The following is a 24,724-nucleotide window of genomic DNA, read 5'->3' on the forward strand; positions in this document are numbered from 1 at the left end:
GGAGAGACTACCAAATCGGAGTCTCCCCTAACCTTTTTCTTATTTATAGCACATTGATCCCTGCTGCTAAATTGGCCGATTCAATGGCCTGATGAGCTAATTCATTAGCTTGACCAAGAGTCGTCATCGTCTGATCGGTATTATGAAAGCCCATACTATTTTCAGCTGACACAATATCCCACATCCACTGGGCTTTACGCACCAATTCCCTAGCTTTGGCAAGTTCAGCCTGATTGACATTTGGCGTATCACCAGCTTTTCGTATCGCTTCATGAGCTTTAGCTATATTTAAGCCTGCAGTATGCTGCAGTAAAAAAGTTTGGTCTTGGATTGTCTTAACTCTTTCGGATAACCATTCTGTTCCTTGACTGTGACATGGAGAACAAGAGGCATCAAGAGTCTTTAATGGGCTTGTAATAAAATGGGATGTATATTTCTGCCCATCTTTACGCATATACGGCATATGACAATCGGCACATGATACCCCAGCCTTACCATGAGTACCATTCGCGAATGTTTCATAATCAGGATGCTGCGCTTTTAGCATTGGTGCTTTAGAATCTGGATGCTCCCAATCCTGAAGGAAGTTATTAGGTTTTTCAGCATAATAAGCATACATTTCCTCCGGCTTAAAGCCTTTATCCCAAGGAAAAACTACCCGCATGGTACCAGGCTCAAAATAATATTCAGAATGGCATTGAGCACATACATACGTGCGCATTTCTTCTCTTGTTGCCTTACTCAAATCGATACCCCGCCGTTCTTGTGCTTCAATAAATGCTGGATTAATGACACGTAAGTTCATCGTTTCTGAGTCATGACATTGGGCGCAAGTAACAGGATGCTTACTCCTTTCTAATAATTCCCCTAAAGGTTTATTGGCATACCCCCAGCCTGATTCTTTATAGAATTGTTCCACATAAGGAGTTTTACAGGTAATGCACGCACCTTTACTAGCGGGACCAATCCGTTTACTATGAAGTAAATCTTCTACAGCATATACATGACCCCGATCCTCAGTATAATCCTTACTAAAAGGCATACCTTTAAAGTTTGTGAAAATTTCTGGCTGCATATCTGATTTTTGTACATTCACACTGCCTCCATAACCTGTAGGAGAAGGAGATACCTCGGCCATCTTTCGATAGCTTTCATATTGAAGGGGATAGACTTTTCCCCATACTGCTGCATCATATTCTCCTGCGGGGATGGGTGAGGCTTTGACTGTTGCTGCCGGCTTAACCCCAATACGTACAGCAACAAAACCAAAAAAGATGACTGCTACACCCAACAAGGCAATTAAGGTCTTTTGCATGTTACTCAACTTTTATTCCCCCTTTGCTCTTGTTCATGCCATGAACTAAGCCGCGATGGCATTTCGTACAATCCTCTCCACCGGCTCCCATACCAGTGTTTTGTACTGTAGATTGATGACAGCGCATGCAATTGTCTTCTACGATAGCTTTGCCTTTAGGCGATAACTTCATTGTTGCGGGATAATCTCGCAAGACTTCATGATAGGTATCATTCATACCGGTCTGCGCTTTAGTAATCATTTTAATTGCAAAATTCTGCTGCGGCAAATGACAGTCGGTACACTTAAGCTGCTTGTGATTCGATGCCTGCCATGTTGTATGGACTGCCTCCATTGAATGACAACTTCCACAAAACCCTGGACTATCTGAATAAGCATAACCAGCACCTCCAGCTGCCATTCCTATCATCACCACAACCAGAACCACCAGCGCAATCTTTAAAGCATTGCGGTTTAAAAACTGACCAGTATCCAACCCCTCACCTCCTATTTTATAGTTTTTCTTCCCTACTTTTTTTTACTAGCACCTTATCAGCCCTAAATCAGTGAATACTGACGGTCTATTTTCCTACCGTTTTAAAGCTGACAAGGTACTAGTCAATTATGTAGTCCTAGAAATGGACATTGACCCCTTTTCCTTATCATCCATTTTCTTTTAAAAAACCAAAAGCGATTGATTGCTCCCCAGCCACAGCCGAAGGTAATCAAAATTGCTCCTAACCATACTAAATTGATTAAAGGCTTATTACTGATTTCAACTTCAACACTATCTGATTTACTGATAGAAACGTTATCCAAAAGTCCAATGCTTATATTTCCATCCCTAGGATTAACCCCATTAATGACGATTTCATATTGACCAAAAACCACTACAGGAGCACCAGTAACCACTCCGTTCTTATACACAAGCTCTGGCTGAATCGCTTCTGTCCTTCCCTCTTTTACCACTTCAAAGACGGTTTGCACTTTCATTTCCTGTCCGGTGGTACCTGTAATCATTTTCCAGGAAATAAACCTAATGATTACGTCATTTTGCTGACTTTCCTCTCCTGTTGCCAATCGAATTTCTGTAGCCGTATGGTCTTCATGCTTCATGACAGGGGCTACATATAAATCCGCTAGCCATCTGCGGTCAATAGCCGGCTCTCTAGCAGATGGCTGCCCTTCTTTATTGTATTTAGTAAAGGCCTGTATCAAAGAAGGCTCTATCTTCTGGTGGCCGACAATAAAATTTTGATAAAATCCACTACCGTCGTTCGCCTCTTCTTTACCTATATATGTAATTTCACTCCCCAGGATTTGTTTAGGTTGTTGTAGATTTAAGGTTGTCACCGTCGACTCATTGGCAGCAGAAGAGGCGACAATACCGATTACCATAACGGCTAATCCAGCATGAGTAATAGCTGCTGGCCATGATGCTGCGCTTTCATTTCCCCTACCTATGATAACATTCGCAATCAAAGCCGTAATGGAAAAAATGGTCGTTATTACTATCATAGGCTGGTATAATCCCAGCTTAAGCGGCAAAACCAATGACAGCAAACCGATAATTCCCAACCACCAGTACTTCTTTAACGAAATAGCCTCATTAGGTTTTTTATTAAACATAGGAGAGATCGTAAGGAGCATAACCAAAGCTGCTGCTAATGGCAGCGACGTGTTATTATAAAAACTTTCACTCACATTTGACGGATTTCCTAATAACATCGTAACCAAGGGGGTAGACATCCCGATAAAAACCATTACCGCCATAAGACTAAAAATCAGTACGCTGCAGCCCAATGTAAATTCACGGCTGTTGACCCTGGTATATAATTCACCTTCTGGCAAGTCAGGCCAACGTATGATTAGCAAGGTTAAGCCAAAAAATATAGTAAGAAGCACAAACCCTGCCAGCAATCCCCCAACCCCTTCATCTGCAAAAGAGTGAGTAGAAAAATCACTTAAAACTCCGCTGCGAGTTAAAAATGTTCCATATAGCACGGTTACAAAGCTAAAAATACTTGCAAAATAAGCAGATCGAATAGCCGCTGATTTTAATCTTGCCCAGAATAAGCTATGTACCAAGGCTCCATTTACCAACCACGGCACGAGAGAGGAATTCTCCACGGGATCCCAGGCCCAATACCCTCCCCAACCTAATACTTTATACGCCCAAAAACCCCCAATAAAAACACCGGCTCCCAAAGCACACCATGAAAACAAAGCCCAAGGCAATACTGCTGTCATCCAGGTTTTATGATTGTTAGAAAAAAGTCCTTCTAGAGCGTAAGCAAAGGGCACAGCCAAACCAGCATACCCCAAGAAGATAATTGGCGGATGAATAATCATCCAAAAATCTTGTAACAAAGGGTTAAGTCCCACCCCGTCCAGTTGAGGTTGTGCCAGCAGCATAAAAGGTCCTTTTGCCAACAAAACAATCAGCAATATAGCCTGCAGCACGCTATAAACGGCCATAACACCAGGAGGTGTGTCGTTCTTTCGAGATAGTAGCAATCCAAATATCACATGAAATACCAACCACAGCATAAATGAACCTTGCTGCCCCGCCCAAAATGCGGACAGCTTATACATAAAGGCCAACTCGCGAGACGAATAACTAAAAACATAAGCATAATCAAAGCGATTATCTAAGATTAGATATAGTAAATAACCTGCTGCAATCCCAGCTAATATTGCTGACAAACGGTAACACTGTAATCCAACGTTGGCAGCCCTCCCCTTTCCTGAGCGCCGTGTAACAGTCGACAGATGCACATTGAAATAGGAAAATGCTGCTATACAGGTAACAAGCAAAGCGAAAACGATAGAAACATAGCCAACCATTACTTATTCACACTCCCTTGCACAGACTGATATTTAGAAGGGCATTTTACTAATAATTTTTCAGCAATAAACTGATCATTCTGATATTTCCCAATAGCCACAATACTAGTCGCCTCTTCTATCCCATCCGGCTTAGTCCCCTTATATACAATCAACGCTTCTTGTCCGTTCTCATCTTGCAGCTTAAAAGTTATAGCTTTTTTGTCCTCTGTCATGATCACACGTTCTGAAATTAATACTCCACGCACCTGCACACTGCCGCTCATCGTTTTGGCCTTAGCAAAAGTAACGTATGGCGTTAGGGAACTTTTAAAACTGACAGCACTAAAAATAATGAATAGAGCAATAATACCGATACCAATTCCATGTCGTTTTTTCATGGGTTTCCTCCTTATCCCATAGGAGTCTCTGGAGATAGCTATTCCGAGAGACTCCCCATGATGCGATCCACTCTTACGCTGATTTTTGTTTGTTGAGTACCATATAGTTAAAGCACTGCCAAAATAGTGCTGTACACGCCCCAACAGCCGCTAGAAGTACATAGATCATGATCGTATCCATTTCTAACTTACCAGCACTATTAATCACCGGTTCAGGATGCAATGAGAAATAAAAACGTGGAATGATAAAAACTAAGAATGGTACCGTTAAAAAAGAGAGTAAAGCATAAACAGCAGATATTCTGGCTCGCTCTTTCTCTTCTTGAATGGAGGATCGTAATACTAAATAAGCTCCATAAATGAGCAGCAAAATAAAAATAGATGTTTGCCGCGGGTCCCAATTCCAATAAGCACCCCAAGTGAGTTTTGCAAAAACGGCACCGCTTATAGTTGCCAATAGACAAAATAGTAATCCTAAACTAGCGGCTGCTGAACTTTTCCAGTCATATTGTATATCTCGTGTACGCAGATATTGTACAGACCAGCCAGCCGACAACAAAAAAGCTAAAACCGATACCCAGGCAACTGGTATATGGAAAAAAGCAATTCTCACCAATTCACCCAATCCTTCTGCCGGGGGCACGATGTAGAATACCGCATATATCACTCCCATAATCCATAAAAGCAAGATGAGCTTCAATTACAATCCCCCCAAAATCAGTCGTACCAAAGATAATCGAATACTATGGATGATGCAATCATCAGTACCACATTATAGGCTGCCATAAACAGGATGTCAGATATATCGGGCTTAACATTCATCAAGATCTTAGCTGTAGCACTAATACTACTTAAAAATTGGGGCAATAATATGGGAAATGTCAATACCGTAAATAATGCATTTTTCCCCTGGGTCTTGGCTACCATAGCGGCAGTAATCGTGCTGGCAGCTGCAATACCTATATCGCCAAGAATCAAGACCACAATAAATATCGACCAATGATAAATATCTACATTCAGAAAAAGGATAAATAATGGAATGATTAACATCGTCAGAGCCAATAACATAATAATATTAAACAATAACTTACCAAATAGTACAGCTTGCCCTGACCCATAAAGCTGCAGCGCTATGATAGTGCCCGACTCCTCTTCTTGAACAAAAACTCTAGACAGTCCAGCCATAGCACAAAAAAACAATAGTACCCACAATAAAGCTGCTGTAAGATCCGCAGGTAAACTTGCTGCACCAATGGACATACTAATGCTGGCTAAGGATATTAAAGCAAACATAAACAATGCGCTCACAGCATAACGGGTTCTAAACTCACATAATCCATCTTTCATCATGATTGCCCAAATGCAATTAAGCAAGTTCAATCTTATAGTCGGCATGTTCCGCCTCCCATGGTTCATTTGTCGCAATAATGATTGCCGCATTCTGTTCGAGTCCATTGCTAATCATTTGGGCTATGAGCCTCTTTCCATCAGCATCTAAATTGGAAGAGGGTTCATCTAATAACCACAACAACGGCTGCATCGCTAGCATAAGAGCCAATTTTAAACGCTGCCGCATTCCTGTAGAATAGGTACGTACTAATTGATCCTTATCGATTGCTAAACCAACTTTTTGGCAATATCCCTCTATCTGATGCTCATTGCATCGTATTTTACGCAAGCGAGTAAAAAATAATATATTTTCACGGCCTGTCAAATCAGCATATAATATAATTTCAGGAGATATGAGTCCCAAGCACGCCCGTCGTTCTTCTGCATCGAATTGCTTATTGTTACTTATAATTTGTATCGCACCTGTCGTTGGCTGATTAAGACCTGCAATTATTTTTAGCAAGGTTGATTTGCCTGAACCGTTAGGTCCTGTAATGACTAGGCACTGTCCTGCATTCACTACAAGATTAATTCCCGTAAATAAAACCCGTGTGCCGATACTCTTGCTGACATCCACAAGTTTCACACTGATATCTCGATACATTGCTATCCCCCCTCCTATCTTCTACTAAAAATAAATGCACGAAAATGTTGTGTAGGGAGTTATGCTTTTATCATACTACAAGTTACTTACATCCAGCTTACAAAACTATTACGAAAAGATTACATTTGAAATTTATACCCTACGCCCCATACGGTTTTAATATAAAGAGGTTTAGATGGATCTGGCTCAATTTTTTCTCGTAAGCGCCGCATATGAACCGTAACGGTATTCTCGTCGCCATGGTAATCGCTATGCCAGATTTTATTAAGCAATTGCTTTCTGGTAAAAACTTGCTTAGGGTTACTGGCTAAAAGCCATAGCAGTTCAAATTCTTTCGTAGTTAACTCTATGATTTCTGAATCAATGTTTACCGACCTAGCCTTACTATCAATTCGTAAATTGCCAGACAGGATGCTTTCATTCTTCTCTTGCTTTTTCCCTTTTGCCCGGCGCAGTACCGCTTGTACCCGCAATACCAGCTCCGTTGGGCTAAAAGGCTTTGCAATATAATCGTCAACACCCATTCTAAAACCTGCAATACGATCTAATTCATCGCCTTTTGCAGACAAAATAACGATAGACATATCATACTCCGCAATCAAGATACTACTTACATCCAAGCCATTAATCTTTGGCAGCATTAAATCAAGCACTACTAAATCAGGTTGTTCTCGTTTCGCCACGGCTAATGCCTCTTCACCATCCATAGCAATCACAACCATGTAGCCTTCCCTTTCAAAACAATGCTTAAGAATTTTTAGTATTTTATCGTCATCATCCACAATTAGAATTTTTTCCTTGAACATATGTAGCCTCCCGTTCCAACAATCGGCAAAGTAAATGTAAAAACGCTCCCTTTACCAACTTTACTCTCCACTCTGATTTGTCCCCCATGCAGCTGAACAAAATTATGGGCTAAAGCAAGGCCCAATCCACTCCCCATATATTCCCTTTCACTAGGACTGCCAGCCTGTTTAAATTTTTCAAAAATAGAGCTTTGTTCTTCCTCGCGGATACCAATACCCGTATCCTTCACAGCTATCTTTAGATACGGCTCCTGCTTCTGATGAATGACCTCCGCCTCAATGCTAATTGAGCCGTTGGAAGGGGTGAACTTCACGGCATTACCAATCAGATTTTTGATAATATGACTTACTTTGTCATAATCAGCCATGATCATCGGTACTGCGGAACTAATATTGCTATGAAACTGAAGATTCTTTTTAAGCAGTAATGGTGAGATAATGCGAGCAATATTATCAACAATCTCTCTAATATCTATAGGCTGCATGTCTAACATGATTAAACCAGCCTCAATTTTAGACATATCCAAAATATCATTGATCTGACTTAGCAGTTGATGTGAACTTTCAAAGATATCCTCCAGATAGTCCCGTTGCTGACTACTCAAATTTTCTTCATATAATAATATTTCACTAAAAGCAATAATGGCTGTCAAAGGCGTTCGTAGTTCATGGCTCATCACCGCTAAAAATTCTGACTTGAGTTGATCCGCTTGACTGAGCTTGTCATTCATAGCCCGCAGTGCAGCGCCTTGTTCAAGCAGCTGTACATTCGCTTCTTGCAGCAGATGAGTGCGTTCGTTAACCTTTTGCTCTAATTCACTATAAAAATGCTGGATTTTATCTGCCATGGTATTAAAAGCTTCCACAAAAGATTTCATTTCATCATAAGTATGAATATCAACCAATTTCGTTTCCAATTGTCCATCTCCTATAGATGTCACCTTCGCAGTAAGTTCTTGGATCGGCATAATCACAATGTGCTCCATTAAAATATAAATCAGTCCAATGATGGCTAAAACCATAAACACAATAAACAATAATTGATTCATGATATAGCTTCTCTGATTTGTTTCGTAAGTAGTCATAGGAACGATAATACTAATAGCTCCAGCAAAATCACCCGCCGTAAAGCCCTCTTTCAGATTTCCTGATATATCCTTGCCACCTGCTGGCTTACCATGGCAAGGCATGCAGCTTTCATCATAATATAAAGGAGAAAAGTAGCGAAAAACTTTTTCCCCACCATGCACATCATATCCCCACACTGCTGGAAGATCAGAATTGGCGGCCAATACTTTCATCTTTTCAATTTCAAAACTATCAGGAGTATTTTCTGGAGCACGTACAGAAAAACGAGTTTGTTTAATTTTATAACCGGAAGATTGATTGAAAAAATCACCAACCTCCTTCCCCACTGCCGCAGGGTTTAGATGTTTAAATTCATAATGTCCCTGTGAATCCGAATTGATGTTATCTTGCCTGAGAGCAATAACAGAACGAGTAGCAATAAGCTGTCTGGCGACCACTGCTGCTTTCTCACGCATTTCTTCCTCAGCTTGTATGCTGTATTGATGAATATTCCATAATAAATTTATTGTCATCAACACTGTTACCACAGCAGCTATACTCAACATAAATCGTATACTAAGGCTATTTCTTATAACTATCTCACCTCAAAATCTATTTTTGACATTCTAATTTACAATACAATTCGCATAATTTTCTGCAAATCCTTCCAAAGTCATCATAATTAGCCATGAATCAACATTTATGGTAGAATTGACATCATGACATTTAGAATCTTTCAATTTAGATATTCTTATATATATTGAATAACTATTCTACATGGCAGTCGTCAGGAATCGAATCCCTATATTCCATTCCTGGCAGACTAACAATCAATATACAAGTTTTTTAATGCATTGTATATAGATAAATAAGCAGGTGTTTAACATGAGGCGATTTTTAGTTTTTATAGTAATACTGATGACCCTATTATTTTTTATTGAAAGCAACGACAGAATCGGATTAACGGAATATAAACCACTCGTAGATATCACAAATATAGGAGATAAATATACGCTGACTTGGTCACCAATATCGTATTTCGCCTATTACGAAGTGGAAATACTAAATCAAATTCCAGAAAAAGATCAAAACTTCTCCATTGCACTCCCTCTTCATCGGATTATCAAATATCGTACCTTTGAAAATTCTATTACAATCAACCAGAACTTTCCAGAAAGTGCTTACCTTAGAGTGTCTGCCCATAGCTTATTTCACCATCCTTTAGGTTCTTATTCTGATTTTATCCCAATAACAAAGACCGGCATGAATCAAGATGCGATGCAAACTAAACCCCTTTCCTTGATCCATTACCCCACCCATACTCCTGCCTCTAATTTTCCTATGTTAATGTGGACCACACTTCCAGGGGCTGTTTATTATGAGATCGAATTTTTAAGTTCTCCTCCCGAAAATCCAAATGGTTTATTCCCTTCCCGCTATCAGATATTTTCTTCACGAGAAGTATTTACAAATGGCTATAGCATCAACCTATCTACCTATCCTAATGATCACTTATATTGGCGAGTTCGAGCTCTAGATTATACCGGAGATCCGATCGGAGTATTTTCCGATGCTGCCGAAGTTCGTATTGATCATACCTTGCCTCCAAATCTAAAACCCCTATCAAACACTGGCTATAAGACTGCCAATATGCCAGTACCTCTCTACCCTGTATTTTCATGGATTCCCATTACTGGGGCCACCTCTTATGAAATTGAATTAACCTCAGCACCACCCGAAAATCCAAATGGAGTACAACCATCTCGTCATCGCCTTAGACAACAAATTGTTACTATGGGTTCAGATTACTATGATGAAACGCCTTTAGGCACCCCTGGTACCTATTATTGGCGTGTTCGCGGCTTAGATGGAAATGGCACGGCAGTTGGTGTTTATTCGAATGCGGAATCCTTTGTCGTCGACCGCTCCCCAGGCAAATATGCAGCTACTTTGGGTGATAGTATCACCCATGGTGGCGGTGCAATTTCCTATTCACCTGCTGATGTCGAATATAGTTTTCAAACGTATTTATCCTTTCCCACTATCAATTTAGGGAAAAGCGGCGATACTTCTGCCTCTATGCTAAGTCGATTTGATGCGGATGTATTGCCGTATCATCCTATGTTTCTGATTATTATGGGCGGGAGCAATAGTTTACGGGGAGGTGTGCCCGGCAGCCAAGTCATCAAAGAGCTGAGTGCAATTCGCGATAAATGCTTAGTTCATGGCATTCGACCCATTTTTTTAACACTGCCGCCGATTAATCCTCAGGCCATTCAGCAGGTATTTAATGAAGAAACCATACCTGAATGGCAAAAAGAATTTGCTGTCGTAAACCATTTTATTCGTCAGCAGCGATACCATATTGATCTTGAACCCTATTTTACAGATGGAAATCAAACCTTGCCCCTCCGCTACGCTACGGATGGGCTGCATCTAGATATCGAAGGCAAAAAACTAATGGCACAAATTATTAATGCCAACTGGGCTTCAGTAACGCAATAATTTTGAAAACTACTGATAAAAAGAAACAGGCTCCCATGCCTTTAGACGACATGGGAGTCTGTTTCTTCTATTAAAATATCCCTCCGAACTTTCGCTCTCTTGAAAAAATGATGTATGGCTGGCCGATCAGCTTTTTCTACAGCTTGAATCATTTCATCCAGCAACTCTTTCACCTGCAATAAGCTTTGGGTAATAGGCTGAGAATTGGTCAAACAGATGTCTGCCCACATATCGGCATTAGAGGAAGCAATACGGGTAGTATCACGAAACCCGCCACCTACTAATTTAAAACTTTCTTCCAAAGCTGGATATTTGCCTAAGAGGTTCACAAGAGCAGCAGCTACTACATGTGGAATATGGCTAATGATTGCCGCACATTGATCATGATCGGCCAAGTCCATCGTAGTAATCCTAGCTCCTGTCCAGGTAAGTGTCTGAGAGATGATTTCAACAGCCTCAGGAGAGGTAGATGCTTCGGGGATTAGAATATACCATTTATCTTTAAATAATCCTTGATCCGCTGCCATAATACCACTTCGCTCGATCCCTGTCATAGGATGCCCACTCACATAATGAACGCCAGAAGGCATCATGCATAGCAATTTTTCTGCTAAGAACCCTTTAGTACTACCTACATCTGTTAAAATCCCGCCGACTTTTACATAGGGCAAAATTTGTTCTACAATCGGTATGATTTGAAGTACAGGAGTACATAAAAAGATAATATCAGCTTGTTCTACGCCCTTTTTCAAATCATTCGTACTGTAATCTACAGCACCGCGCTGTACAGCGAGCTCTAAAGTTTCTTGCTCATAATCAACTCCTGTTACTCTTAGCTCTTCTCCACACTGCTTCTTCAATGCTAAGCCAAGGGAACCACCGATTAGCCCTAAGCCAATGATTGTAATACGCTTCACTTTCATGCCATAACCTTCCCCATGACCTGAGCAATTGTTTTGACTTCTTGCATCGTCAGTTCAAAATTCTCCGGAGTTAAAGATTGCTTGCCATCGGATAAAGCTTCTGCAGGATTTGGGTGAACCTCAATCATAAGTCCATCGGCACCAGCAGCAATACCAGCTCTGGCCATAGGACGCACTAATTTCCAGCGACCTGTACCATGACTAGGATCTACGATAATCGGGAGATGACTAATGTTTTTCACTGCCGCCACTGCACTTAAATCCAAGGTATTTCGCGTATATTCTTCATAGGTTCGAATACCACGTTCGCATAATACTACATTGTAATTTCCTTCACTCATAATATATTCCGCAGCATTCAACCATTCATTAATAGTTGCCGATAAGCCACGCTTTAATAATACAGGCTTATTGGTTTTTCCTACTGTTTTGAGCAACTGGAAATTTTGCATATTGCGTGAGCCGATTTGCAGCATGTCAGCATAAGCACTGACCACAGGCACTGACTCAACATCCACAACTTCAGTCACTATTTTCAGTCCCGTTTTCTCTCTTGCTTCCGCCAACATTTCTAGGCCCTTTTCCTCTAACCCTTGAAAAGCATAAGGAGAGGTTCGGGGTTTGTACGCTCCTCCACGTAAAAATTGTGCACCTGCTTCTTTGACAATAAAGGCCGACTGCAATAGCTGTTCCCGGCTTTCAACTGCACAGGGTCCAGCCATAACTGCCAAATGATTCCCTCCAATCAAAATACCACCAACGTCCACAATCGTATCGTCCTGCTTAAATTCACGACTAACTAACTTATAATCGACAGTCACAGATACTGTTTTTTCCACACCATCCATGGCCTCTATCGATAATTGAGCAATCAACTGTTTATTACCAATGATTCCAATGATCGTACGAGTCGCACCTTCTGACAAATGCACCTTTAAACCTAAGGCTGTTAACTTATTCATTATTACATGTACTTGCTCTTGTGTTGCTTCTGGTCCCATTACGATAATCATAATCTGTATCCCCTCTACATTTTTATTTAAATTTACACCACAAGTTTTGATAAGCGGCAGATTGAGATTGCATTTATATAAATTAGCTTAACCACTTCCTCATTTATATAAATAAAAAAACACCTCATCCCTATACAGGGACGAGATGCTATTGCTCGTTGTACCACCCTGCTTGCATTGCAAGCCGATTACTCTTCAAGTACGAGGCAGTTAACCTGATACTCTAGCCTTTAATAACGGTGGCATTCCGGCACGGTCTACTTGTTACCTTTCAACCTGCTACTCCTAGGTGTATTTCAATCAGTACATTTACCAGGTCACACCACCCCCTGGCTCTCTGAAAAATGCTGCCAATTTACTTATCCTATTCATCATATTTACAAATCTTTATTTGATTTAATGATAATATAACAAAACTTTACACTACTGTCAAGCATTCAAGGACATTTTTATTTTTGTATATTAAATAATTCGCCTCGCACCAAGATATCGTGTCTTCCAGTAACTTTCGTCTAAGTGACTGACCATGACACCATGGCTGGATGCATGAATAAATTTACCCTGTTCTAAGTAAATACCACAATGGGAAGCACCTTTTTCGTAGGTACTAAAAAAGACTAAATCCCCTGGTTTAAGCTCTTTTTGCGTTATTGCTTTCCCCACCTTATACTGAGCATCCGCAGCCCGCGGCAAGGTTATTTTTCTTTGATCAAATACATATTGAACAAAACCGGAACAATCAAACCCTTTGGGGTTAGTACCGCCAAACTTATAAGGTACGCCTGCATAGGTTTTAGCTGTATCTGTTATTTGTTTTGCCTTATCCTGTACCTTTTCATTACCCACTTTTAAATTTTTTCCCATTAATATATAATAGGTTCTATTCTCAACAATTCCGTCGGATTTGAGCTTTTGCCGCTTTTGAAAACTGCGAACAGCCTTCCTTGTCTCTGCTGTAAATTTGCCATTAATCCTGGTAATTTTATAGCCCTTTTCCTTCAGCTTCATTTGTATTGCTGCAATTTCACTCCCTTGGTCGCCTTCTTTGAATTGAGTGTCAGCAGCATATACGAATAACGGCATTATAGAAAATAAAAGACCTAATAATAATCCTCTTACCATAACTCCCACTTAGGTATTCCCCCGTTTCTTTCCAATTACTCACATATTTCGTTAAATACTGCCAAAATCCTGCAATTGCATCCCTATTCAGTAATTTTTCATATATTAAACCTTCATTATTGATTTTCCTGGAAAGTTCCTTGTATACTATCAATAAAGAGAAAATAAACAGGAGGCTACTATGCTTACATTGAAATTTCACGGTCATGCTTGCTTTCAGCTAACCTATAATCAGATTTCTATTGTATTTGATCCCTTTTTTACCGGTAATCCAAAGGCAACTCTATCGCCAGAAGAAATAAACTGCAACTATATTCTAACTTCCCACGGTCACGATGATCATTTAGGTGATACTGTTGCTATTGCCCAACGCACAGGTGCAACTGTCATTGCCACGGCTGAGATAGCTAAGTTTTGCAATGAACAAGGCTGTACTACTCATGCCATGCATATTGGCGGCAAACATTCCTTCGATTTCGGTTATGTGCGAATCACCCTTGCCTTCCACGGCTCAGGTATACCAGGAGGTCATGCCTGTGGTTTTATTGTCAACTTTTTCGGTAAGACAGTCTATTTTGCTGGTGATACAGGTATCTTTGGTGACATGGCATTGCTTGGGCGTTTAGAAAAAATTGATTATGCCTTACTGCCAATTGGTGACAATTACACCATGGGGCCATCAGATGCTGCCGAAGCTGCTAATTTATTAAAGCCTGGCAATGTCATACCTATGCACTATAACACTTGGCCTCTTATTGCTCAGGACCCATCAGCCTACAAAAAAGACGTGGAAGAGCGTTTTAATATTCCTGTACATATCATAAATCCAGGTGAGGAAATCACTTTGCTTTAAAACTTAAAACAATCCAAGCACAAAGACCCGAAGGACAACAAGGGTGTGCCGCGACAGAGGCATTGTGCTTTTGTAGTTCATCAATGTGTAATAAAAATCGCTCCCACTTGACTGTGAGGAGCGATTTTTATTACACATTATATAACTTTTGTTGTCCAATCTTCAACGTTCCAGATGTGTGTTACCCAGTCTTCATAGAAGTCTGGTTCATGAGATACCAAAAGAACCGTTCCTTTAAATTCAGCGAGAGCTTTTTTCAGCTCGGCTTTGGCATCTACATCCAAGTGATTGGTAGGTTCATCTAATACGAGCCAGTTTGCCTCTGTCAGCATTAATTTACATAATCGTACTTTCGCATTTTCACCACCGCTTAATACCATCATCTGGCTGGTGATATGATCATTCGTCAATCCACAGCGAGCTAATGCCTGACGTACTTCAAAGTGGCTTAGTCCAGGGTATTCCTGCCATACTTCTTCCATAGCGGTATTGTTATTATGACGATTGGATTCTTGTTCAAAATAACTTGAGTGCAAATTATCACCAAGTTCCACCTTGCCTGCGACTGGCTGAATTTTCCCCAATATGGTTTTTAAAAGCGTAGTTTTTCCTAAGCCATTGACACCACGAATGGCTACCTTCTGGCCCCGCTCTAATTGAAATGTAACAGGTCTCGTTAACGGTTCATCATAGCCCAATACTAAATCCTCAGCCTCAACAATCATGCGGCTTGGCGTTCTTGCTTCTTTAAAACGAAAGGTTGCTTTTGGTTTCTCCCGCGGCTTTTCCAATACTTCCATTTTATCCAATTGCTTCTGCCGGCTTTTTGCCCGTCCGGTAGTAGAGATACGAGCTTTATTACGGGAAATAAAGTCTTCTAATCGATCAATTTCTTGCTGCTGCCGTTCGTAAGCTTTTGACTCTTGCCCTTTACGTATATTGTATAATTGTTGAAACTGCTCATAATCTCCTGTATAGCGTGTCAATATCGTATTTTCCACATGATAAATGACATTTACAACCTCGTTTAAGAAGGGAATATCATGAGAGACTAGGATAAAGCTATTCTCATATTCTTTTAAATATCGCTTTAACCATTCAATATGCTCTACATCCAAATAGTTCGTAGGCTCATCTAAAAGTAAAATAGTTGGATTCTGCAATAATAATTTAGTTAATAATACCTTTGTTCTTTGCCCGCCGCTTAAATCGGCTACATCTCGATCAAGACCGATTTCAGCCAATCCTAAACCATTTGCTACTTCAAGGATTTTGGCATCAATCATATAAAAACCGTTTGTCTCTAAAATGGTCTGAATCTCGCCTACATCTTCCATCATTTTATCTAGCTCTGCAGGTGATGCATCCCCCATGGTATCATAAATCGCCAGCATTTCAGCCTCCAGATCAAACATGCCTTGAAAAGCTTCCCGCAGTGCTTCCCGGATGGTTTTTCCTTTACTCAATACTGTGTGCTGATCCAAATATCCGACTGTTACTCGATTGGACCATTCTACCTTACCTTCATCAGGCATTAATTGCCCTGTAATAATATTTAAAAAGGTAGATTTTCCTTCACCATTTGCTCCAATTAAACCAACATGTTCTCCTTTTAATAAACGAAAGGATGCATTTTCTAGTATTTGTCTGCCGCCAAAGCCATGGGTTACATTTTCTACTGTTAATACGCTCAATCTATTCACCTGCATTGTTTAAATTTTTCTTTAACTTTTTTCGATATGTTTTATTATTGTAGCTTGTAAAACCTATTGTGTCAAAATCGATAATCCCTTCAACCACAAAAACGCAACGGCATGCAATGTTTACATACCTTTGCGTCCTTGTCATTCATAGTTTTCTCATCGTCTAACTATTGACAAATTCACGAATTAAATCCAACTTTTTACATCGTGGCATTTTTTTTATTCTTGCTTCACGTTTTTGTGCAGCACTTTGATTTGCTTGGGATTCCCAATACACAAGGGTTACCGGTACACGGCTGCTGGTATATTTAGCACCAATTCCCTCATTGTGGGCAGCAAGCCGTTTCTCCAAATCTACTGTCCAACCAGTATATAACGTGCCATCAGCACACTGAACAATATACGTATATGGCATGATTACTCTACTACGGCTGCTCAATGGTAATTTTTTTAATTACAACATCTTCTGCAGGTTTGTCGTTTGCCCCGACTTTAACCTTGCCAATTGCTTGAACAACCTCTAAACCAGTAGTGACTTTGCCAAAAACTGCATGCTTTTTATCCAACCAAGATGTAGGCGCTAATGTAATGAAAAACTGTGATCCACCTGTATTCGGTCCCGCGTTGGCCATAGAAAGGACGCCGGCGCTGTCATGTTTTAAATCAGGGTGAAATTCATCTTTAATCGTATACCCAGGTCCCCCTGTACCATTTCCTTTAGGATCACCGCCTTGAATCATAAATCCATCGATAACCCGATGAAAGATCAATCCATCATAGAACTTTTTGTTTACCAGGTCAATAAAGTTCTTAGTGGTAACAGGTGCTTTATCTTCAAATAATTCTATTTTAAAGTCACCTTTGGAAGTCTCAAATTTGGCTATACTATTCTTTTTTGCAATCGTTGTTTGTTTCGGCGTGCTCTCTGGAGCTGCCTGACTACCTGTATTGCCAGTATTACCAGAGCACCCGGCAATCAAAAATACTTGTACAAATAAAACAAGCAGCATACTTACAATCTTCTTTGACATGATATTCCTCCCGAAGTTTAAATTACCTTCTCATTATATCATCACTACAGAAAATCACAAACTTTAGAGAATCTTACTTGGGCATAATGCAGCTAAAGGACAGGTATTACATTCTGGTTTCCGCGCTTTACAAATTCTTCGTCCATGCCAAATAAGCCAATGATGCGCATCACTCCATTTATTGCGAGGTATCGCTTTCATCAGCCCTTCTTCTACAGTTAAAGGGGTATCTCCTTTGGCTAATCCCAGTCGATTGGATACTCGAAATACATGAGTATCTACAGCAATTGCCGGAATGTTAAATAATTGACTTAGTACGACATTTGCCGTCTTTCTGCCAACACCTGGCAGGGTAATTAATTCCTCAAAGGTTTCTGGAACCTTTTCATCATATTCTCGGCATAAAATATCACAAGTCGCCATAATATTGCGAGCCTTACTGTGATATAATCCACAATCTCGAATATATGCCTCTAGCTTTTCCAAACCCATCTCTTTAATCTTTGTGGGCGTATTATATTCGGGAAACAAACGTTTCGTTATAATATTAACCCGTACATCGGTACATTGAGCGGATAAAACTACAGCGATTAATAATTCAAATGGGGAAGAATAATCCAGGGCTGTGGCAGTACCTTGATAGCGTTCTTCTAATATAGATAGCATTTCTTGTTTGACAGCTTTGGTAATACGCATATGTTCCTCCTAAAAAAGTAAACTTATCGAAATATCACTATAATTACTTTTTAATGTGTGCAGGATAGTTTACTCTTTGTAATCTGTAAAAAGCAAAAAGCTAACCCTTTCTTACTAAATGAAAGGGTTAGCTTTAATGTAAAACAATCTGACTAATTTGTCAAACTGCGTATCGGCGCAGGAATTCTGCCACCCCGAGCAATAAAGTCATCGGATTTAAAAGTGTTCACAGGGATAATCGGACTATACCCCAAAAGACCGCCAAATTCTACACTGTCACCGACTTTTTTACCTGGAACAGGAATAATACGTACCGCTGTCGTCTTGTTATTAATCATACCAATTGCTGCTTCATCTGCAATAATACCTGAAATAGTAGCCGCAGACGTATCTCCCGCTACAGCAATCATATCAAGTCCTACTGAACAGACACAAGTCATGGCTTCTAATTTTTCCAATGTCAAGCTTCCGCGTTCTACTGCTGCAATCATTCCTGCATCTTCGCTTACAGGAATAAAGGCTCCGCTTAACCCGCCAACATGAGATGAAGCCATTAACCCGCCCTTTTTCACTGCATCATTCAATATTGCTAACGCTGCAGTAGTACCAGGTGCACCGCAGCTTTCTAAACCCATTTCTTCTAGAATATGTGCAACACTATCACCGACCGCTGGTGTAGGTGCCAATGACAAATCAATAATACCAAAAGGCACACCCATCCGCCTGGAAGCCTCTTGGGCAACAAGTTGTCCTACTCGCGTAATTTTAAAGGCAGTTTTCTTGATGGTTTCTGCCACAGCGCTAAAATCTTGTCCTCTTACCTCTTCCAAAGCGCGTTTTACCACACCAGGACCACTGACTCCTACACTGATTACCTTTTCCGCTTCTCCTACACCATGAAAAGCACCAGCCATAAAAGGATTGTCTTCAGGGACGTTTGCAAAAACTACTAACTTTGCACACCCTAGAGCATCACGGTCACTAGTAAGTTCAGCAGTTCGTTTAATAATTTGCCCCATTTCTCGTACACAGTCCATATTAATTCCCGCCTTGGTAGAGGCCAGATTAATGGAAGAACAGACTCTTTCCGTTTGTGCCAAAGCTTCTGGAATCGATTGGATCAAAATCCGATCCCCTTTTGTGTATCCTTTTTCAACTAAAGCCGAAAAACCACCAATAAAGTTAACACCAACGGTTTTGGCTGCAGCATCTAGAGCCTGAGCCACAGGAACATAACTATCAGCATGACAACTCTCAGCAACTATGGCAATGGGCGTTACGGAAATACGTTTATTAATAATAGGTATACCGTATTCTGCTTCAATATCTTCCCCTGTACGAACCAAATGCTCTCCTGCCCGTGTAATCTTCTCATAAATGTTTTGACAGAATATTTTTATATCCGGATGACAGCAATCTCGTAAGCTAATACCCAATGTAATGGTACGAACATCAAAATTGTTTTGCTCAATCATCCGATTCGTTTCTAATATTTCCTGAATTGTTAACATCAACGTTCCCCCTTACTTTATATCCGGTGCATGATTTGAAAAATATCTTCATGCTGCGCTTTTATATCCAAACCAAGTTCATCGCCTTTTCCCTTTAAAATCTGCTGCATATCTTTAAGACTTACTTTGCTGCTTGCCATATCCACAATCATTACCATATTAAAAAATCCATCTAAAATATTTTGATTAATATTTAAGATATTCACACTGTTAACCGCCAAAATTTCACTAACCATTGCTACAATTCCTACTCTATCCTGTCCCACAATTGTAATTACTGCTTTCATTTTTTCACTCTCCACGCACAATATTTGGATTTCCCCTAGTTTTGTCTTCTTTGAAAATACATTTGTAATCTTTTTAAGAGATATTATTCTATTATACGGCATTTACAGCAAAAGCCAATACCTTGCATTAAAATTTATATTTTCCGACAACTTAAAGAGTATGTGGCAAGTCTTAAAAAGGACTTGCCACATACTCTTTATTCCTTGTGCAACAAATAATCATAAGCCATCAAAGCAGCTTTAGCACCATCTCCTGCGGCGATTACGATTTGTTTATCAGGACCATCTGTAATATCTCCAGCTGCATACACTCCTGGAATATTGGTTCTAGAACGGCAATCGACCATCAGTTCTTTTCTCTTATTCATCCTAACGATATCTTCTACATACTCAGAATTGGGTTCTAAGCCAATTTCTACAAAAACCCCATCGATGGCCAGATCTTGAAGTTCCCCTGTCGTAATCTCACGGATCGTAATCTTTTCCACTACCTCATTACCATAAATTCCTTCGGATTCATAACCGATCTTTTCAATAATATTGGTAGCAACTTTCATTTTTTCAAGAATAATAGGATCAGCAATGTAATGATCATTTCGTACCACTAAGTATACGGTATGTGCAATTTTGCTAAGTTCGAGAGCTGCTTGAACTGCTGAGTTGCCACCCCCTATAACAGCTACCGCTTTATTGTCAAAAAAAGGACCATCACAAGTGGCACAATAGCTAACCCCCCGCCCAGTGAACTCTTTCTCTCCTGGTATGTCTAGCCCCCTAGGCCTTTTACCTGTGGCTAGGATCACAGTTTTACTTTGATATTCCGTCTCTTCTGTCTTAACCAAAAATGTACCATCTTGATTCACTATTAAGCCATTTACTTCTTCATATTGAATGGCAACGGCAAAACGTTTCACCTGTTCTTCAAATTTTCCCATTAGTTCTGGACCACTAATAAATTGATAACCCATATAATTTTCTATTTCTTTTGTCCACATGAGTTGTCCGCCAAATTCTTTTGTCAGTAGTAGCGTATTCATTTTTTTGCGAGCTGCATACACTGCGGCAGTCAGTCCGGCGGGTCCACCGCCTATAATAATCAAATCATACATATATTTTCATCCTTTACGTTTTTTCACTTTACAAAATGCAAATATAATAATAAAATTTTGTAAAATGTTATTATTATTCTCTTATCTAAATAATAACATAAATAGGAAGTGAGGTCTTCATTATTATGATAACACCAGAAGATATTTCTAGAATTAATGAGCTAGGACGAAAGCAAAAGGCAGGAACATTAACCGAAGAAGAGGTAGCGGAACAAGCCAAGTTGCGACGTTTGTATGTCGATACGATTAAGGGTCATGTAAAAACCCATTGTGATGCACAGCAAGCCGCTAACCATGCCCACGGATGTTCTTGCGGCTGTGACCATAAACACTAGTTTCTAGTTTACAGGACAAATAAAAAAATGCCGAAAGCTGCTATCAGCCTTCGGCATTTTTTTATTAGTTCTTCTTTTTAAAAGTTCTGCAATCTGTATCATCTGTTTTGGCAGCATTTGCTCCAAATACATCAATTTGGGATGCATTGCAGACATTGTTACCTTGCCAGTAACTACAGGTATTCACAAAGCACTCTACCTCAGGTGTAACTTGGGTACCATCCAGAAAGGCTGCAGATATAGTCCCGCCAATATTGGCATTATGCAGTGCTCCTATCATGTCCCCCATCGTCTTGCGATCATGAAAGGACTTACATTGCGTGTCTTTTACTTGTTCTGACTTTCCAGTTTCTTCTTCATTATAAATGCTAATTTTAGCTGCCATGCATTGATCACCAGGCATATAATGACTGCATTGATCCACGGTACACTTTACTATGGGATTCGGCATATAAAATCACTCCTTCTTGTACAATTTTTTTCTGATTCCAGTATTTTTACAAAAACATCATAGCTGACAATCTACCTATTTATTTTCTGTATTAGTATCCTACCATGTTCATTTTTTTATCCGTAGGAATCATTTTCAAAAAATGCATTACTAAATATAAATCAATTGCAGAGCAATTCTTGCATCATAACCACATTCAGCGCAATACAAGATATGGACGCATTGATTTTCTATATCGCTTTCCATATAAGGGCTATAAGGTCCTACATAATTTTGCAGCGATCCACCATCTAGTAAAATTTCTCCGCAAATGGGACACTGATCTTTAATCATGTCTAAGCCATTGCAAGCAGGACAAAGTTTATCCATTGTAAGACCTCACTCACTTTTTGTGTAGTATCATTCGTTAATAAGCTCTACTAGTACATTTGTAAACTTTTAACTGATTTGAGCATATGATAAAACAAAATCACTCTACGTAAGAGGTGACAAAAATGCTGGTCATAGCTCACAATATGCTAGGAATTTTCACAATTATACTTGGAGTTATTATCTCCTTTATTGCTTGGCATGGTATCAGCAAAAATGCAAATCATTACAGTTATTTAAAAGGAAAAGCAATCAGTTTTTTCATATTATGCGCCAGCATCCTAGATTTATTGCAGCTGCTTTCTTATTCTGCAAATAATCCGGCTGATACGAGTTGGATTATGTATTGGATGATTGCTTGTATCTTGTGGGCTTGCGCTCTCTTATACACCATACGTCTTACACTAAAAACTCCTCAGCCTACTGATACGTTCTTGTTTTACACTGCAAGTTTATTACTAATAGGATTACTTACAGGGCTGCTTACTAATTTTAGCTTTACTTTTGACAAATTTGATACGTTGCCATCATTTCTCCATATCGACAATACAAATCATCCATTAGTTATTTCTACCTTATTGATAGCTATTAGTATTCATAGTATTTCACTTATTATTCTGCGCCGCAACTTCTCCCAATATATAACAGGTGATTATATCCAAATCGCTTTATTTTTTAGTATTCTGTCTAATTTAGCCTACCTTTCAGATGTCTCTATTCAAACTAATGTATTCGCTCACCTTTGTAAATGTTTTGCCTATTATTTCGTTCTGCGAGCTGTGTTCAAATTTGTTATCAAACATCCTTATGAACAATTGCTTCTATTTAAAGAACAATTAGAACAATTGGCTGTTAATAATGCCGAATTATATAAAAAATCAGAGCAGCAGCGAAATTTACTGGAAGATACGTTATCGAAAATCGGCACTATTATTTCTTCACAACTTAATGTAAAAGATACTCTTGATGCAATCGCTGATATGGTGACTGATTTAATGCACTCTCGGCAAAGTTTAATCGGTCTATTATGTACCAATCAAACTCATATTCAGGTAGTCGCGACCCACGGAATCAATACACCGCCAGCTGTTATTCCATTAAATCATTGTTTACGCGGGCAGGTGATAGTGCAGAATATAGCTCTTTCTATTAATGATCTATCCCAGCATCCTGATATACAAAAACCGCAGCTCATATTTTCCAGCATCCAATCCATGATTTGCGCACCTTTAATTCATGACGGTGAAGTCATTGGGATTATCGAAGCCTATTCTTCTGATCTTAATGCTTTTAATGAAAGCGATCTTCGATTTTTAACAGCTTTGGGTCGTCATGCGGGCACAGCCATCGCCAGCGCTATGCTTTTTGAAAAGACGAAGCTCCATCTTGAAGAGGAAAAATTTTTATCAGAAATATCTCAGACTACTTCTACTACTATTGATACCAATACGATCATTGAGCATTGTACTTCTCATGTAATGAAAGCACTCAATGCTGACGTAGCCGTCGGTATGCTTATTGATGCTGACAAAAAGAACTTCACTATTATCTCTTCAATTAATTTCAATTACAAACTGGTAAAAATGAATCTCGACTCTTATCCTGCATTGGCATCTTTACTCGCAACCTTTAGACCCTGCATTACAGCCGCAAATACCTTTGCTCCCTTCGCTGAACTGTATGACCAAAATGCATCTAGGTATATGATGGTTTTGCCAATAGCTGTAGAACAAAATCTTCTGGGGTTAATACTCTTAGGGTGGCAGCATTTCATTGCCCCTGAGCGTTTAAATCGTATATCCTTTGCATTTTTAATGTCCCAACAAATCGCTCTTGGTTTGGAAAAAGCTCATTTATATAACCAAATAAAATTGATGGCTCTTTCTGACAGCCTCACAGGTCTAGCAAACCGACGAAATTTTGATATGTTTCTGACCATTGAGCTAAAACGTGCAGCTTCCTTAAAACGTCCATTAAGTTTAATTATGTTGGATCTTGATAAGTTTAAACGCTATAACGATTCTTTTGGGCATCTTACAGGTGACAAATTATTAAGTCAACTTGGCCAAATTCTCCAATATAATGTACGCAATATTGATTTGCCAGCACGTTATGGAGGCGAAGAGTTTAGCATTATTTTACCTGAATGCAGTAGTAATGAAGCAAAATTTCTTGGCGAAAAATTACGTGAAATCATCGAAAGTGAAAACTTTCCTGATGACGTTGGAACCACTACAGCAAAAATCACTGCCAGTTTAGGGATTGCCACTTATGATCCTGCTGTTTCTGCAATCCCTCCTAGCAGAGAAAAAATTATTGAGCTCGCCGATAAAGCACTCTATCAAGCCAAAAAAGAAGGCCGTAACCGTGTAATTACAAGTATTATCATTTCTTAATATAGAATCAAGTGACAAAACCTTAGCTAGCT

The 24,724-nt window shown here is 39.6% G+C and carries 25 protein-coding genes and 1 other annotated feature; of the genes, 4 read left to right on the plus strand and 21 right to left on the minus strand.

Annotated elements, in window-relative coordinates; translation table 11 throughout:
• Positions 1–43 precede the first annotated feature (43 nt).
• The 9 genes from JBW_RS13950 to JBW_RS13990 form a co-directional block, all read right to left on the minus strand.
• The gene (locus tag JBW_RS13950; RefSeq protein ID WP_007953831.1) at positions 44–1,324 is read right to left on the minus strand and encodes an ammonia-forming cytochrome c nitrite reductase subunit c552; all 1,281 of its coding nucleotides are present in this window, start codon (positions 1,322–1,324) and stop codon (positions 44–46) included.
• Positions 1,317–1,790: a cytochrome c3 family protein gene (locus JBW_RS13955; RefSeq protein WP_007953829.1), complete on the minus strand. Its 474-nt coding sequence runs from the start codon at positions 1,788–1,790 to the stop codon at positions 1,317–1,319. Before JBW_RS13955 ends, JBW_RS13950 begins: the two co-directional genes overlap by 8 nt.
• 122 nt (positions 1,791–1,912) lie before the next feature.
• Positions 1,913–4,141, minus strand: a complete 2,229-nt coding sequence (ccsA, locus tag JBW_RS13960; RefSeq protein WP_007953828.1) for a cytochrome c biogenesis protein CcsA — start codon at positions 4,139–4,141, stop codon at positions 1,913–1,915.
• Entirely contained in the window at positions 4,141–4,521 is a 381-nt protein-coding gene (locus JBW_RS13965) for a cytochrome c maturation protein CcmE (protein ID WP_007935531.1), read from the minus strand. Before JBW_RS13965 ends, ccsA begins: the two co-directional genes overlap by 1 nt.
• 73 nt (positions 4,522–4,594) lie before the next feature.
• The gene (locus JBW_RS13970) at positions 4,595–5,221 is read right to left on the minus strand and encodes a cytochrome c biogenesis protein (RefSeq protein ID WP_007953822.1); all 627 of its coding nucleotides are present in this window, start codon (positions 5,219–5,221) and stop codon (positions 4,595–4,597) included.
• A 17-nt stretch (positions 5,222–5,238) separates the two neighbouring features.
• The gene (locus JBW_RS13975; protein ID WP_007953820.1) at positions 5,239–5,916 is read right to left on the minus strand and encodes a heme exporter protein CcmB; all 678 of its coding nucleotides are present in this window, start codon (positions 5,914–5,916) and stop codon (positions 5,239–5,241) included.
• Positions 5,888–6,514 carry a heme ABC exporter ATP-binding protein CcmA gene (ccmA, locus tag JBW_RS13980; RefSeq protein ID WP_007953819.1) on the minus strand — a complete coding sequence of 209 codons (627 nt, stop codon included), beginning with the start codon at positions 6,512–6,514 and terminating at the stop codon, positions 5,888–5,890. The genes JBW_RS13975 and ccmA overlap by 29 nt, the downstream gene beginning before the upstream one ends.
• A 119-nt stretch (positions 6,515–6,633) precedes the next feature.
• A complete protein-coding gene (locus tag JBW_RS13985; RefSeq protein WP_007953810.1) occupies positions 6,634–7,320 on the minus strand; it encodes a response regulator transcription factor in 687 nt (228 codons plus the stop codon).
• Positions 7,299–8,954, minus strand: a complete 1,656-nt coding sequence (locus JBW_RS13990) for an ATP-binding protein (protein ID WP_036680364.1) — start codon at positions 8,952–8,954, stop codon at positions 7,299–7,301. Before JBW_RS13990 ends, JBW_RS13985 begins: the two co-directional genes overlap by 22 nt.
• 319 nt (positions 8,955–9,273) lie before the next feature.
• Here JBW_RS13990 and JBW_RS13995 point away from each other — a divergent pair, with 319 nt between their 5' ends.
• On the plus strand, positions 9,274–10,893 hold the full coding sequence (locus tag JBW_RS13995; RefSeq protein ID WP_007953805.1) for a GDSL-type esterase/lipase family protein: 1,620 nt from the start codon (positions 9,274–9,276) through the stop codon (positions 10,891–10,893).
• Between the two features lie 41 nt (positions 10,894–10,934).
• Here JBW_RS13995 and JBW_RS14000 read toward each other — a convergent pair whose 3' ends face one another.
• From JBW_RS14000 to JBW_RS14010, 3 genes are all read right to left on the minus strand, one after another.
• Complete coding sequence (locus tag JBW_RS14000) at positions 10,935–11,816, minus strand: prephenate dehydrogenase (RefSeq protein ID WP_007953803.1); 882 nt, start codon at positions 11,814–11,816, stop codon at positions 10,935–10,937.
• A complete protein-coding gene (gene aroF / locus JBW_RS14005; protein WP_007953802.1) occupies positions 11,813–12,829 on the minus strand; it encodes a 3-deoxy-7-phosphoheptulonate synthase in 1,017 nt (338 codons plus the stop codon). The genes JBW_RS14000 and aroF overlap by 4 nt, the downstream gene beginning before the upstream one ends.
• A gap of 133 nt (positions 12,830–12,962) precedes the next feature.
• Positions 12,963–13,210 (minus strand) — a binding site (T-box leader).
• Between the two features lie 81 nt (positions 13,211–13,291).
• Complete coding sequence (locus JBW_RS14010) at positions 13,292–13,960, minus strand: NlpC/P60 family protein (protein WP_007953800.1); 669 nt, start codon at positions 13,958–13,960, stop codon at positions 13,292–13,294.
• 172 nt (positions 13,961–14,132) lie between these two features.
• On the opposite strand from JBW_RS14010, the gene JBW_RS14015 reads away from it, so the two are divergent.
• Positions 14,133–14,804 carry a metal-dependent hydrolase gene (locus tag JBW_RS14015; protein ID WP_007953779.1) on the plus strand — a complete coding sequence of 224 codons (672 nt, stop codon included), beginning with the start codon at positions 14,133–14,135 and terminating at the stop codon, positions 14,802–14,804.
• A 137-nt stretch (positions 14,805–14,941) separates the two neighbouring features.
• On the opposite strand, the gene JBW_RS14020 is transcribed toward JBW_RS14015, so the two are convergent.
• The 7 genes from JBW_RS14020 to JBW_RS14050 form a co-directional block, all read right to left on the minus strand.
• Entirely contained in the window at positions 14,942–16,498 is a 1,557-nt protein-coding gene (locus JBW_RS14020) for an ABC-F family ATP-binding cassette domain-containing protein (protein ID WP_007953777.1), read from the minus strand.
• Between the two features lie 172 nt (positions 16,499–16,670).
• Complete coding sequence (locus JBW_RS14025) at positions 16,671–16,922, minus strand: GIY-YIG nuclease family protein (protein WP_007935544.1); 252 nt, start codon at positions 16,920–16,922, stop codon at positions 16,671–16,673.
• Between the two features lie 10 nt (positions 16,923–16,932).
• Positions 16,933–17,538: a peptidylprolyl isomerase gene (locus JBW_RS14030; protein ID WP_007935545.1), complete on the minus strand. Its 606-nt coding sequence runs from the start codon at positions 17,536–17,538 to the stop codon at positions 16,933–16,935.
• Between the two features lie 63 nt (positions 17,539–17,601).
• Complete coding sequence (nth, locus tag JBW_RS14035) at positions 17,602–18,234, minus strand: endonuclease III (RefSeq protein WP_007935546.1); 633 nt, start codon at positions 18,232–18,234, stop codon at positions 17,602–17,604.
• A gap of 152 nt (positions 18,235–18,386) precedes the next feature.
• Positions 18,387–19,745 carry a PFL family protein gene (locus tag JBW_RS14040; RefSeq protein ID WP_007953776.1) on the minus strand — a complete coding sequence of 453 codons (1,359 nt, stop codon included), beginning with the start codon at positions 19,743–19,745 and terminating at the stop codon, positions 18,387–18,389.
• A 17-nt stretch (positions 19,746–19,762) separates the two neighbouring features.
• The gene (locus JBW_RS14045) at positions 19,763–20,032 is read right to left on the minus strand and encodes an ACT domain-containing protein (RefSeq protein ID WP_007935548.1); all 270 of its coding nucleotides are present in this window, start codon (positions 20,030–20,032) and stop codon (positions 19,763–19,765) included.
• Between the two features lie 197 nt (positions 20,033–20,229).
• Positions 20,230–21,141 (minus strand): NAD(P)/FAD-dependent oxidoreductase, encoded by a 912-nt coding sequence (locus JBW_RS14050; RefSeq protein ID WP_007953773.1) that lies wholly within the window; start codon positions 21,139–21,141, stop codon positions 20,230–20,232.
• Between the two features lie 125 nt (positions 21,142–21,266).
• Between JBW_RS14050 and JBW_RS14055 the strand changes: the two genes are divergently transcribed.
• Positions 21,267–21,476 carry a DUF896 domain-containing protein gene (locus tag JBW_RS14055; protein ID WP_007953771.1) on the plus strand — a complete coding sequence of 70 codons (210 nt, stop codon included), beginning with the start codon at positions 21,267–21,269 and terminating at the stop codon, positions 21,474–21,476.
• Between the two features lie 64 nt (positions 21,477–21,540).
• Here the strand turns inward: JBW_RS14055 and JBW_RS14060 are convergent, their stop codons facing one another.
• Complete coding sequence (locus tag JBW_RS14060) at positions 21,541–21,927, minus strand: DUF1540 domain-containing protein (protein WP_007953769.1); 387 nt, start codon at positions 21,925–21,927, stop codon at positions 21,541–21,543.
• A 150-nt stretch (positions 21,928–22,077) separates the two neighbouring features.
• Complete coding sequence (locus tag JBW_RS14065; RefSeq protein ID WP_007953768.1) at positions 22,078–22,296, minus strand: hypothetical protein; 219 nt, start codon at positions 22,294–22,296, stop codon at positions 22,078–22,080.
• A gap of 125 nt (positions 22,297–22,421) precedes the next feature.
• On the opposite strand from JBW_RS14065, the gene JBW_RS14070 reads away from it, so the two are divergent.
• Positions 22,422–24,692 (plus strand): diguanylate cyclase, encoded by a 2,271-nt coding sequence (locus JBW_RS14070; RefSeq protein ID WP_007953766.1) that lies wholly within the window; start codon positions 22,422–22,424, stop codon positions 24,690–24,692.
• Positions 24,693–24,724: the final 32 nt, after the last annotated feature.

Origin of the sequence: Pelosinus fermentans JBW45, assembly GCF_000271665.2 — a bacterium.
In the GTDB taxonomy this organism is placed as follows: domain Bacteria; phylum Bacillota; class Negativicutes; order DSM-13327; family DSM-13327; genus Pelosinus; species Pelosinus baikalensis.